The sequence below is a fragment of the Jatrophihabitans lederbergiae genome (assembly GCF_031845305.1).
Lineage (GTDB): Bacteria > Actinomycetota > Actinomycetes > Mycobacteriales > Jatrophihabitantaceae > Jatrophihabitans_A > Jatrophihabitans_A lederbergiae.
On sequence record NZ_JAVREH010000012.1, the window covers coordinates 66,233 to 79,678 of the forward strand.

Consider the following 13,446-nt stretch of genomic DNA (forward strand, 5'->3'; position numbering starts at 1 on the left):
AGGCGTTGCCGGACCGCGACTGATAGGGGCCGTCTTTCATGGATCACCAGAGCGTTCCGAGCGCGACGATGCCGTCCCGGGAACCCGACATCGCGATCATCGGCATGGCCGGGCGTTTTCCCGGGGCCGACGATGTGCACGACTTCTGGCGCAACATCAGCACCGGTGTGGAGTCGTTCACCCGGTTCACCGATGAGGATCTGCTCGCCGCGGGTGAGGACCCGGCAGTGTTCACCCAGCCGAACTACGTCCGGTCGCGCCCCGTCCTGAACAACATCCGCGGTTTCGATGCCTCGTTCTTCGGCGTCAGCCCGCGCGAGGCGACCTTGGCCGATCCTCAGCAGTTGCTGTTCACCGAGTGTGTGTGGGAGCTGCTCGAGTCCGCCGGCTACGGCACGGCGGAGGACCGCGGCGACGTCGGCGTCTACGCGGGCATGAATATCAGCACCTACCTGCTGACCCGTCCGAACGCCTTCCGGCTGAGCGTCGAGATCGATGGTCTGATGGCCGGCAACGACAAGGACGCCCTGGCCACCAATGTCTCGTACCGGCTCGACTTGCGTGGTCCCAGCGTCACCGTGCAGACGTTCTGCTCGACGTCGCTGGTAGCCGTCCACCTCGCCTGTGCGAGCCTGCGCCGCGGCGAGTGTGACGTGGCGCTGGCCGGCGGCGTGTCGATCAGGGTTCCGGACCGGACCGGGTTCCTTTATGCGGAAGGCAATCAGGCATCACCGGACGGCCACGTCCGGACCTTCGACGCGCAGGCGCGCGGCAGTATGTTCGGCGACGGGGTCGCCCTCGTCGCGCTGAAGCCGCTGGCCAAGGCGATCGCCGACCGTGACACCGTGCTCGCGGTCATCCGCGGTTCGGCCATCAACAACGACGGCGCCCTGAAGTTCAGCTTCCAGGCACCGAGCATCGAGGGCCAGCGGCGCTGCGTCACCGCGGCCATCGCGAACGCGGGCGTCGACCCGGCCGACATCTCTTACGTCGAGGCGCACGGCACCGCCACCGAGGTCGGTGACCCGATGGAGGTGGCCGCGCTGAGCAGCGCATTCGGCCCGACTGAAGACAAGCAGTACTGCCTGCTCGGGTCGGTGAAACCAAATGTCGGTCACCTCGACCGGGCCTCCGGCGTCACCGGCCTGATCAAGGTCATCCAGTCCCTGCAGCATGAACTGATTCCGGGGACGCTGAACTTCGATACCCCGAACACCGAAATCGACTTCGTCAACAGCCCGTTCCGGGTGACCGCCCAGCCGACGCCGTGGCCACGTCGGACCGACCGGTCGCGGATCGCCGGACTGAGCTCGCTGGGCACCGGCGGCACCAACTCGCACGCCATCATCACCGAGGCACCTGAGCTGCCCGCTCGGCCCGAGCGCCCGCGCCGCTGGCAGGTCCTGCCGGTGTCGGCGCGCTCGGTGACCGCCGCCGACCATGCCTGTTCCAATCTCGCCGGGCGGTTGGACGCCGAGCCGGAGTTGGAGCTCGGCGATGTGGCCTTCACGTTGCAGGTCGGACGCAAGCTGTTCAACCACCGCAGGGTGATCGTCGCCGACTCGACCGGTGGCGCGGCATCGCGGCTCACCGATCCGGCCGGCCCGCTCGGCCGGGTGGACGCCACCGTTGGGCGCACCGTGGGCCTGCTGATCGCCGGCGTCGGCGAGCAGTATCCGGGCATGGTCGCCGACCTGTACGCCGACGAACCGGAGTTTCGCGCTGAGGTCGACGAGTGTGTCGCGCTGCTCGGGCTGACCGAGGCGGCGCAGCTGTCCGACATCTTCGCTCCGAACGCACGCTCGGCCTCGGGCGGCGGTGATCTCGCCCGGCTGCTGGGTCGCGATGGCCCGGCCCCCGACCGGCAGCCGACGGTGAACGCACACCTGATCCAACCGGCCGTGTTCGTGGCCGAGTACGCGGTAGCCAGGCAGCTGATGCGCTGGGGCATCCAGCCCGAGATAATGCTCGGCTACAGCCTCGGCGAATACGTCGCCGCCTGCCTGTCCGGAGTGCTGTCGCTGCCCGACGCGCTGCAGCTGGTTGCCTACCGCGCCAAGCTGATCGCGTCACTGCCCGAGGGCGCGATGCTGGCCGTGGCAGCCGACGAGGCGCGCCTGCGCACCGTGCTCGGCAACGCGTTCGAGGACCTGGACGTCGCGATCCGTACCGGCTCACAGGTCGTGCTGGCGGGCCCGATCGAGGTGGTGGACGCCGCCGCCAGCACGCTGCTGGCCGCCCAGCTGAGCTGCCAGCGGTTGCAGACCTCGCATGCCTTCCACTCCCGGATGCTGGCTCCGGCCGCGACCGAACTGGTCAACTGGATCAGCGACAACGTCACCCTGCACGCGCCGAAGCTGCCCTTCGTCAGCAATGTCACCGGCGAGGTGGCGACCGAGCGGGACGTCACAGACCCCGAGTACTGGGCCGAGCACATGTGCCAGACGGTCGAGTTCGGCAAGGGCCTGGCGACCGTGCTCGCCTGCGGTGAGCCCGCCCTGGTCGAGGTCGGCCCCGGCCAGTCGCTGGGCGCGCTCGTCCGTAGCCATCCCGCCTGCGAGCAGCGCCAGTGGCCGCTGATACTCACCACCCTGCCCGCGGCTGCCGATTCGCGCAGCGCGCTGCTGACGCTGACCGAATCCCTCGCCAGGCTATGGCTGACCGGTGTTGCGATCGACTGGGCGGCTCTGCACGGCATGGGAGGCGCGGGCTCTATAGCGGACGGTAGCGGCACCGCCGTAGCGCACGGCTGGCGCCCTGGACGGGTGCCGCTGCCGACGTATCCGTTCGAGCGGCAGGAGCACTGGCTCGAGGCCGAGGAGCTCGGCGGCGCACCCGCCACCCAGGCGTTCGACGGGGACGACCCGGCGAGCATCCTGACCAGCCTGCCGCTGCTGCCTGAGGACGACTGGATCACAGTGCCGATCTGGCGCCAGACCACCCTGCGGCCGCCGGCCGATGACGCGCCGTGCTGGCTGGTCTTCACCGACACCGGCGTGGCGGACACGTTGGCCACCGCGCTGCGGACCCAACTCAACGGTGCCACCGTGCTGTTCGCCCGGCCGGGCAGCCGGTTCGCGGTGGTCGAGGACGGCTTCGCACTGCGCCCCGGCTCCTGGGAGGATGCGACGGCAGCGCTGCGCAACCTCGCCGAGCGGCAATTGCAGCCGGAGCGGGTGGTACATCTGTGGACGGCGGGGGCCGAGCCGGATTCGCCGGCAGATGACGTGCAATTCGGCCTGCATACTCTCATCGCCTATGCCCGCGCGGCCGGTGACCTGGGGTTCGGGCCCTGGTCACTGGACGTGGTCACCAGCGGCAGCAGCAGGGTGCTTCCAGGTGATGCGGTGCGGCCGGAGCGGATCACCGCGCTCGGCCCGTGCCGGCTGATCCCGGTCGAGTACCCGAAGGTACGAACCCGTCTGATCGACATCGACCTTGCCACGGCGGTGGCCTCGCCGCGTGCGCTGATCGGCGAGCTGAGGGCCGCGCCCACCGACCAGGTCGTCGCGCTGCGCGCCGGAACCCGCTGGCTGCCCGACTACGAGGTGCTCGACGCCGCATGCGGTGCCAGCCAGCCGCCCGCGGTTGAGATCCGGCGCGGCGGCACGTACCTGGTCACCGGCGGTCTCGGCGGTATCGGCCTGGCCATGGCCGAGCGGCTGGCGGCGGATTACCAGGCGCGCCTCGTGCTGATGGGCCGTACCCCGGTGCCACCACCGGACCACTGGGGCCAGATCCTGGCCGCGGACAGCACCACCAGCGAGGTCCGCAGGCGCTTGGACGGCCTGCAACGGCTGCGGACGTCCGGCGCCGAGGTCGTGACGGTCGCCGGTGACGTCTCGCGCGTCGAGGATGTCCGGCGTGCCGTGGACACCGCGATAGAGCGCTTCGGCGGTCTCGACGGGGTGCTGCACTGCGCCGGCGTCCCCGCGGTGGGGCTGATGCAGTTCAAGACCGCCTCCGACGTCGCCAAGGTGCTGTCCCCGAAGATGGGCGGAGCGCTGGCCATCGCAGAGGTGGTGCGTCAGACGCCGGTCGACTTCGTCGCGCTGTTCTCGTCAACCACCTCGGCAACGGGTGGCGGTGCCGGCCAGGTCGACTACTGCGCGGCCAATGCCTACCTCGACGCCTTCGCCGAGAGCGATCCGATTCCCGGCACCCTGGTGACCGCCATCGACTGGGGGGAGTGGACCTGGAACGGCTGGACCACGGGCCTGGACAACTACGACGAGGGCTCGCGGCAGTTCTTCGAGACCTACCGGCAGACCTTCGGGGTGTCCTTCGACCAGGGCTGGCACGCTCTGCAACGGGTGCTGGCCAGCGGGCAGGCGCACGTCGTCATCTCGACCCAGGACTTTCCGACGTTGGTACGCATGAGCCGGCGCTCCTCGATCGCCAGCCACCAGGCCACGGTGAAGAAGGCCCGGGACGCGCTCGGCCGGCACCCCCGTCCGGAACTGTCGACGGCGTTCGTCGAGCCGCAGTCCCCGGCCGAGCACGCCATCGCCGGGGTGTGGACCGAGGCCCTGGGTCTGGAGCTGGTGGGCGTGCACGACAACTTCTTCGAACTGGGCGGCAACTCCCTCATCGGGATGGAGATCATCGCCGAGATCCGCAAGGCCCTCGACGTTCCGTACCTGCCGCCGCACCTTCTCTATGAGGCACCGACGGTCGCGGCACTCGCCGAGGCCGCCCTTGCCGGCAGCACCGACACCAACCAGGAACCACAGACTGCCGATCTCGGGGACCAGCAGCGGTCCCGGATCGAGCAGCGTCGCAGCACGCTTCGGAGCAGGAGAGTCTCATGACAGAAACGGACGCCGGAACCGACGCCGGGACGCACGTCGGCACCGACTACGACTCGGCGGTCGCACTGGTCGGGATGTCGGGCCGGTTTCCGGGCGCACGTAGCGTCGGCGACCTGTGGCAGAACCTGTTGGCCGGAGTCAAGGGCCTACGCGAGTTCACCGACGAGGAGCTGATCGCGGCGGGTGCGGAGCCTGGCCGGCTCGCCGACCCGCGCTACGTGCGGACCGGTGGCGCCCTGGATGAGCCGGACTGGTTCGACGCCTCGGTGTTCGGGATCAACCCGCGCGAGGCCGAGACGATGGACCCGCAGCACAGGCTGTTCCTGGAGTGCTCGTGGGAGGCCATGGAGGGCGCCGGCTACTGCCCGACTGACATGCCCGGCCAGGTCGCGGTCTTCGCCGGTTGCGGATTCCCCGACTACATCGTCCAGAACCTGCAGCAGCTCGCGGGTGAGCCCGGTGGCGCGCTGCTGATGGCGGTCGGCAACGAGCGGGACTCGCTGGCCTCGCTGGTGTCCTACAAGCTCGGCTTGCGCGGTCCGGCCATCGCGGTGCAGACGTTCTGCTCGACGTCGATGGTTGCCGTGCACCTGGCGTGCCAGAGCCTGCTGACCTACGAGTGCGACATCGCGGTGGCCGGCGGTGCCTACATCCCGCTTCCCCAGCCCTCTGGTTACCTATACGAACAGGGTGGAATCACCTCACCGGACGGCCGGGTACGCAGCCTGGACGCCGAGGCCAACGGCACCGTGATGGGCAGCGGCGTCGGCGCGGTGACGTTGAAGAGAATGTCCGACGCGCTCGCCGACGGTGACCTCATCCACGCCGTGATCCTGGGTTCGGCGGTGAACAACGACGGCCGGGTCCGCGCCGGTTACACCGCGCCCGGGGTTGACGGCGAGGCCGAAGTCATGGAGCTCGCGCTGGGCGTCGCGGGGGTGAAGCCTGAGAGCATCGGCTACGTCGAGTGCCACGCCACCGGCACGACGCTCGGCGATTCCATAGAGTTGGCCGCGCTTAACCGGGTCTTCTCCCAGGCCCGCGACACTCCCTGCGTCCTCAGCACGCTCAAGCCCAGCCTGGGTCACCTCGACCGGGCCTCGGGCGTCACCGGGCTGATGAGGGCGGCGATGAACCTCAAGCACGGCGTGCTTCCGTCGACCCCGAACTACCAGAGTCCGAACCCGGCGCTGGCCAACGCCGGAGACCGGTTCACCGTGCTGACCGAGCACCAGCCCTGGCCCGAGGGCGCGCATCCCCGGCGCGCCGGCGTCAGCTCGTTCGGCCTCGGCGGCACGAACGCCCATGTGGTGATGGAACAACCGCCGCTTCGTGCAGCGCGACCGGCGCGTCCCGGCCCGCAGCTGTTGACCTTCTCGGCGGTGGATGACAAGGCGCTCGCGAAGGTTACCGAGCGGCTGCGCAACCACCTCGCCGGACATGCCGAGGACGACCTCGCCGACGTCGCGTTCACCCTGCAGGTGTCGCGCGGTGGCTTCGCGCTGCGCCGCGCCGTGGTGTGCTCCGACTCCGACGATGCGCTGGCCGCGCTGGCCGACCCCGCGCGGTGGATCGACGGCAAGACCCAGCGGCGCGATCCCAAGGTCGCCCTGGTGGCTCCCGAGACCGAGGTGCCCACCGGCTGGTGGCAAGACCTGCGGGCCGCGATCGCCGGCCTGCGCGGCACCGCCGGCCCGACCGCTTCCGCCACTGACGAGGCCACCCTCAGCGCGCTCGCCGACGGCCTCAGCGGCCTCGGCGTGCAGTTGCTGCGCGGCGGCTCGGACGAGACGGCCGCTGTCGAGAGGATCGTCGTCGCCCCCGAGTCCGGCGAGCCGGCGTCGCAGTGGCTGCTGGCCACCATCGCCCGGCTCTGGCAGGCCGGCAGCACCATCAACTGGCCGGCCCTGCACCATGGCGGCGGCCAGCGGGTAGAGCTGCCAACCTATGCCTTCCAGCGCCGCCGGTACTGGATCGAGGCCAAGTCCACCGTCGAGGTGCCCAACGTCTGGTGGTCAGCCCCCACGACCACCACCCGAACGTTCGACCGGGCGCAGTGGGCGTACCAGCCGACCTGGCAGGTGCAGCCGCACCTGGTCGCCAATCTCGACGAGCAGCTCCGGCTGGCTGGTCCGTGGCTGGTGTTCAGCGCCGACACCACAGGCGAGGCATTGATCGCCCGGCTCTCAGGCAGCGGAGCGGAGGTGCTGGCGGTCCGTCCCGGCGAGGAATTCGACCAGGACGACGCGGGTGATTACACCGTCCGGGTCGACTCGAAAACGGACATGGCGGAACTCGTCGGCTCACTGATGGTCAGTCCGCGTTCAATCGTGCACGGCTTCAGCCTCGCCAGCGCCGAGGCCGGATCCACCGACCCGGTCGAGCACTTCACCGCCGAGCAGCACCGCGGCTTCTACTCCGCGCTGGCACTCACCGCCGAGCTCGTGGACGACACGGGGGCCGCCCCGCGCGCCGAACTGGTGTTGCTGACGTCCGGGGCGGTGGGAGTGGTGGGCTCTGACCTGCGCCATCCCGAGCACGCGACCCTCGCAGCGCTGGCACCCAGCCTGTCCCAGGAGAACCCACGGCTCCGCTCGCGCCACATCGATGTCGACACCGTGCCGGAGGGCAACGCCCGCGCGCTGAGCCGCACCATCACCGAGATTCTGACCACCGCGGTACTGCCGCACGAGGGACCGGTTGCCGTACGGACCGGTGAGGCCTGGCTGCGCCGTTATCAGCCCTTCGCCATCGAGGAGCCGACCGAGCAGGACCCGCCGATCCGCGCCGGTGACACGGTGCTGATCACCGGCGGCCTCGGTGACATCGGCCTGGTGCTGTCGAGGCACCTGGCCAGCCGCTACGGCGCCAAGCTGGTGCTCACCGCGCGCTCGGCATTGCCGCCGCGCGAGGAGTGGGATGCCTACCTGGCCGAAGTGCCGGGCGGCGGAGAGCGAACCGCCCGTCATATCAAGAGCGTTCTCGATCTCGAGCAACGCGGCGCGCAGGTGCTGGCAATGTCGGCAGATGTGGCCGATACCGTCCAGATGCAGGCGGTCATCGACGCCGGGGTCGAGCGCTTCGGCGGGATCGACGTGGTCGTGCATGGTGCCGGTGTGCAGGACGGGGCGTTCTTCAACTTCGCTCACCTGATGGACCGTGCGGCGTGCCAGGCGCACTTCGATGCCAAGGTGACGGGCTTCCACGTCCTGCAGCAGGTGCTGGGCGACCACGCTCGGGACCGCCGGATCACGATGTCCTCGCTGGCGGCGGTGCTCGGTGGGATGACCCTCGCGCCCTACGCCAGTGCAAATGCCGGTCTGGACGCCTACACCCGGGTGGCACGGAGTGCCGATGCCGGGCGCTGGATCACCATCGACTGGGATACCTGGAACATCGATCCCGAGCGTCTGCAGGGACATGGTCCCGGCGTGACCGACTACGCGATGATGCCGGCCGAGGCCGTCGACGTGTTCGAGCGGAGCCTCGCGGCCGGCGCGCAGGTCGGTCACCTGGTCATCTCGACCGGTTCCCTGGGCAACCGCCTCGAACAATGGGTGACCGGTGATCTGCACGACGTCGACGATGACGAGGCCACCGACGATCGCGAGCGCCATCCGCGACCGGACCTCAGCACCCCGTATGTCACGCCGAAGGAGGGCACCGAAACGGTCGTCGCCGAGATCTGGTCCCGGGTGCTGCGGATCGAGCCGATCGGAACCGCCGACAACTTCTTCGAGCTCGGCGGGCACTCCCTGATCGCGATCGACCTGACCGCGCGCATCCGCAAGTCCTTCGGCATCTCTATCCCGGTCACCGGGCTGCTGGAGTGCCCGACCGTCCGGCAGCTCGCGAACCTGATCGACTCGACCGTTGCAGGGGAATCCGGCAGGGCAGCCGAGGATGACAGCACGGCAGCCGACGCGGGCCTCGCAGACCGTGACGCCGGGGATGCCGCCGGACAGGAGGCGAACGCCGATGCGACAGCCTGAGTACGTCCGCACGGTCCAGGCCTTCGCGCGCAGGGAATTGATCGGTCAGGAACGGTTGCTGGACTCACTCGCCGACGCGCCGCTGCCGCTCTACGGCCGCTTCGCCGAAACGGGCCTTGCGAACTGGTGGTTGCCCAAGGAGCATGGCGGCCTCGGGCTGAACCTGGAGGAGAGCGTCCGGATCGTCTCGGAGCTGGCCTACGGCGATGCGGGTGCCGCGTTCATGCTGTTCATCCCGGTGCTGACGACCAGCATGGTCGGTTGGTACGCAAGCGAGCAGCTCAGGAAACGCTACCTCAGCACCATGGTCGAACAGAACGGCTCTTGCGCCACGCTGGGCAGCGAGCACGAGGCCGGCAGTGAGTTGGCGCGCATCACGACCACCGTGCGCCGGGACGGGAACTTCCTCGTCCTCAATGGGCACAAGGCCTACTCGACCAATGCCGACTTCGGCCAGTTCCTGGTCGTGCTGGCACGGGTCGAGGGTAGTACGTCAGAGTTCCTGGCCGTCCTCGTTCCGCGCGACACGCCCGGCATCACCGTCGACAAGCGATGGGAGATGATCGGCCTGCGCTCGTCGGGCACGTACCAGGTCTCGCTGGCCGACTGCCGGGTACCGGCCGACAACGCGCTGGCGGGCAACGGGCTGCGACTGCTCGAGGTGGGCCTGAACGCGAGCCGGATCCTGATCGCCACCACGGGGCTGGGCATCGCCCGCCGGATTCGCGATCTGTGCATGGAGTACGCCAAGACCAAGTCGGTCAAGGGCGCACCGCTTGCCGGAAACGCCGTATTCGCCGCCAAACTCGGCCAGTTCGAGATGCTGATCGGGGTGATGACGAACCAGTGCCTGACGGCGGCACGGGAGTACGACGCGATCGCGGCGCGGCCGGACGCGGGCGAGGAGTTCCTGCGGGTGGGCACGCTCAAGTCGGCGCTCACCACGAAGATGTTCTGCGGCCAGAGCGGTTGGCAGATCGCCTCGACGGCCTCGGAAATGTTCGGCGGGTTCGGTTACACCCACGAGGCGGTCATCGGAAAGTTGATGCGTGACATGCGCTACGTCTCGATCGTCGAGGGTGGCGACGACGTGCTGCGCGACCTGGTCTTCAGCCGGTACGTGGTCCCGGTCTCGAAACGCTCCTGACCCGGGCCGGCTGACCAACCCGGGCGCCTCTCTCAGCCGAGCCGGAAGTCGGGGAAGATCGCGCCCACCGCGATGCCCGCGATGAACAGCCAACCGAACAGCCGGTTGTGCACCAGGCAGACCCGGTGGTACCAGAGCGGCCAGCCGACGTAACCGGCCGGCGGCTCGTTCGGTGCGGGCTGCGACATCACCCGCAGCGCGTGCAGCGCCCGGGGCGCGGCGAACAGCACCACCGCGGTGAACGGGCTCAGCGCGCCGACCGCGATCGCCAGCGCCGTGACGAGGTACATCGCGACGACGGCGGTCCGGTTCAGCGTGCGGGCGCCTTTCTCACCCAGCAGCACCGGCAGCGTCCGCTGGTCCTGCGAGGTGTCGAACGCGCGCTGGTCGATGTGCTTGCCGACGAGGATCGACGCAACGCCCAGTCCGGCCGGAACCGAGGCCAGGTAGGCGCCGCCGGACAGGTGCCCGGTGATCACGTAGTACCCGCCACCGATCATCAGCGGCCCCCACACCGCGAATGCGGCGACCTCTCCCAGCCCCAGTTCCTTCAGGGCCTTGGGCGCGGCGTCATAGGCGTAGAGCAGCACCCCGCCGATCACGGTCAGCACGAGTGCGGGCCAGCCCCGCAGCGCGATGAAGTACGCGGCGATGGCGAGAGCCAGGACGGCCAGCACCGCGAGACCGCTGGCCAGCAAGCGCGGCGTGACCGCACCGCTGGCGATCGGGTGCAGCGTGTACCGGCGTCGCGGCGAGTCGGCGGTGTCGTGGCCGCGGCGGTAGCCGAAGTAGTCGTTGGACAGGTTGCTGATGGCGTGCAACACGACATATCCCATGAATACCAGGAGAAACGGCAACACCCCCAGCCGCCGGTCGGTCAGTGCGAGCAGTCCGGCAATCACGGCCGACTGGGCTGAGATCACCAGGATGACGCTGCGCGAGGCGTACAGGAAGCGGGTCACCGGATCCAGGTCGGAGAACTCGTCGGCCTGTGCTGGATAGAACCCGGTGAACGCGCCGACCCAGGCGAACGGGCCGCGCTGCGGGCGCTTGCCCAGGGCGGGTGTGGCTTGAGCCATGGTCGTCCTCTTCCTTGTCGAGACAACCTCACAGTACGACCGCTGTAAGCAGGCCCGCACCGTGGCGGTTCATCGGCCGAGCAACTCGTCGACGAGCGACTGGACGCGGGCGCGTATCTCGTCCCGGATGGGCCGTACGTCCTCGACGCTCCGGCCGGCCGGATCGGGCAGGTCCCAGTCCTCGTAGCGCTTACCGGGAAAGATCGGACAGGTGTCGCCGCAGCCCATGGTGATCACCGCATCGGAGTCGCGCACCGCTCCGACGGTGAGGATCTTGGGCTGCTCGGCGGTGATATCGATGCCGACCTCGGCCATCACGGCGATCGCGGACGGGTTTATCCGCTCGGCGGGTTCGGAGCCGGCGGACCTGACCTCGATCCGGTCCCCGGCGAGGTGGTGCAGCCAGCCCTGGGCCATCTGGGACCGGCCGGCGTTGTGGACACAGACGAACAGCACGCTCGGCTTGCCGGTCATGAGCGTGCCCCCTGCCGGTCTGCTACCACTGATTCGGCCGGATACCAGCGGCGGCGGATCCACAACGCCACGTAGACCAGCGCGACCAGGACCGGTACCTCGATGAGCGGACCCACGACACCCGCCAGGGCCTGGCCGGACGTGGCCCCGAAGGTCCCGATCGCCACGGCGATGGCCAGCTCGAAGTTGTTTCCGGCGGCGGTGAAGGCCAGTGTGGTGGTCTTGGCATAGCCCAGTTTCAGTCGATGACCCAAGGCAAACCCCCCGAAGAACATGAGCCCGAAGTACCCCAGCAGCGGAAGCGCGATCCGGGCGACGTCCCAGGGTCGATTGGTGATCGTATGCCCCTGCAGCGCGAACAGCACCACGATGGTGAACAGCAGCCCGTACAGTGCGACCGGTCCGATGCGGTAGCAGCCGGCCCTCGTACCAGTCCCGTCCCTTTGCACGTTCGCCCAGGGCGCGGGTCAGGTAGCCGGCGACCAGCGGAATGCCGAGAAAGACGAGAACCGACAAGGCAATGGCCACGACCGAGAAGTGTGCGCTGGTCGTGGAGAACCCCAGCCAGTGCGGCAGCACCTGCAGGTAGAACCAGCCGAGCGCCGCGAATGCCAGGATCTGGAAGACCGAGTTGATCGCGACGAGGACGGCCGCCGCGTCGCGATCACCGCACGCCAGCTCATTCCAGATCAGCACCATCGCAATGCAGCGGGCGAGTCCGACGACGATGAGGCCGGTGCGGTAGGCCGGCAGGTCCGGCAGCAGCAGCCAGGCAAGGGTGAACATCAGCGCGGGGCCGACGATCCAGTTGAGGAGCAGCGAGCCGGCGAGCAGCCTGCGGTCGCCGGTGACCCGCCCGAGCTGGTTGTAGCGCACCTTCGCCAGCACCGGATACATCATGAGCAGCAGGCCGAGCGCGATCGACAGGCTGATCGAGCCGACCTTGACCGAGTCCAGATCCCCTGCCAGTGAGGGGACGGCGCGGCCCAGCCCGATACCGACCGCCATGGCGGTGATGATCCATACCGGCAAGAAGCGGTCGAGCGTGGACAGCTTGGCGAGCACCGGTCCGTCGAGGTTCGCCGGCCGTTCGTAGACGACGTCGCTCATGCGTGTGCTGGCCCAGCCGGCTTGCTCGCCCGGACGATGGCGCCGTGCATGTCCGGAGCGGCCTCATGGGTGAAGATCACGTCCGCATCGGTGAATCCGGCCTCGGACAGTTCGTGCAGGTACTCGGCCCGGGACAGCGCTCCGGCGATGCAGCCGACGTAGGAGCCGCGCTCGGCACGCACTTGGGGGGCCAGGTGGTCCTCGGCCACGACGTCGGAGATCCCGATGCGCCCGCCGGGGACCAGCACCCGGAACATCTCGGCGATCACGGCCGGCTTGTCGGTGGACAGGTTGATCACGCAGTTGGAGATCACCACGTCGACCGAGGCGTCGGGTAGTGGAATGTCCTCGATGGTTCCCTTCACGAACTCGACGTTGGTCGCCCCGGCCTTGGTCGCATTGGCGCGGGCCAGGGTGAGCATCTCCTCCGTCATGTCCAGGCCGTAGGCGAAGCCGGTGCTGCCGACCCGTCGTGCTGAGAGCAGCACGTCGATGCCGCCACCGGAGCCCAGGTCCAGCACCCGCTCGCCGGCACGGAGGTCCGCCACCGCCAGCGGGTTGCCGCAGCCCAGGCTCGCCGCGATCGCTTCGGCCGGCAGTTCACCGTGCTCGTCGGCGCTGTACAGGGCGGCTCCGAAGACAGCCTCGACCTCGCCGCCCCCACAGCACGAGGTCTGCGTGCCACAGCACTGGTCCGCGTCCACCACGGCAAGCGCGCTCGCACTGGCATCAGCGCTCACCGCGTTCGCGGCTTCGGCATAGCGCAGGCGAACCTGTTCGCGGATGTCCTGATCAGTCATCGAGGCCTCCAATCGATAATCTTCGATGCATCA

General features: G+C 69.1%; 6 protein-coding genes and 1 pseudogene. 3 read left to right on the forward strand and 4 right to left on the reverse strand.

The features are described from left to right. The first annotated feature begins 38 nt into the window (after nt 1-38). The 3 genes from RM423_RS11275 to RM423_RS11285 are packed head-to-tail and all read left to right on the forward strand — an operon-like array spanning nt 39 to nt 9,950. Complete coding sequence (locus RM423_RS11275) at nt 39-4,811, forward strand: type I polyketide synthase (RefSeq protein ID WP_311423132.1); 4,773 nt, start codon at nt 39-41, stop codon at nt 4,809-4,811. Continuing rightward, entirely contained in the window at nt 4,808-8,803 is a 3,996-nt protein-coding gene (locus RM423_RS11280) for an SDR family NAD(P)-dependent oxidoreductase (protein ID WP_311423133.1), read from the forward strand. The genes RM423_RS11275 and RM423_RS11280 overlap by 4 nt, the downstream gene beginning before the upstream one ends. Further along, the gene (locus RM423_RS11285; protein ID WP_311423134.1) at nt 8,790-9,950 is read left to right on the forward strand and encodes an acyl-CoA dehydrogenase family protein; all 1,161 of its coding nucleotides are present in this window, start codon (nt 8,790-8,792) and stop codon (nt 9,948-9,950) included. Before RM423_RS11280 ends, RM423_RS11285 begins: the two co-directional genes overlap by 14 nt. 32 nt (nt 9,951-9,982) lie before the next feature. Here RM423_RS11285 and RM423_RS11290 read toward each other — a convergent pair whose 3' ends face one another. From RM423_RS11290 to arsM, 4 genes and pseudogenes are all read right to left on the reverse strand, one after another. Further along, nucleotides 9,983-11,029, reverse strand: coding sequence for a prenyltransferase (locus RM423_RS11290; RefSeq protein ID WP_311423135.1), 1,047 nt, complete (start codon nt 11,027-11,029; stop codon nt 9,983-9,985). 69 nt (nt 11,030-11,098) lie between these two features. Then, nucleotides 11,099-11,503 (reverse strand): arsenate reductase ArsC, encoded by a 405-nt coding sequence (locus tag RM423_RS25585; protein ID WP_396327693.1) that lies wholly within the window; start codon nt 11,501-11,503, stop codon nt 11,099-11,101. Further along, nucleotides 11,500-12,613 (reverse strand): annotated as a pseudogene (arsB, locus tag RM423_RS11295) (ACR3 family arsenite efflux transporter). The gene RM423_RS25585 and the pseudogene arsB overlap by 4 nt, the downstream one beginning before the upstream one ends. Continuing rightward, nucleotides 12,610-13,413, reverse strand: coding sequence for an arsenite methyltransferase (gene arsM / locus RM423_RS11300; RefSeq protein ID WP_311423137.1), 804 nt, complete (start codon nt 13,411-13,413; stop codon nt 12,610-12,612). The pseudogene arsB and the gene arsM overlap by 4 nt, the downstream one beginning before the upstream one ends. Nucleotides 13,414-13,446 lie beyond the last annotated feature (33 nt).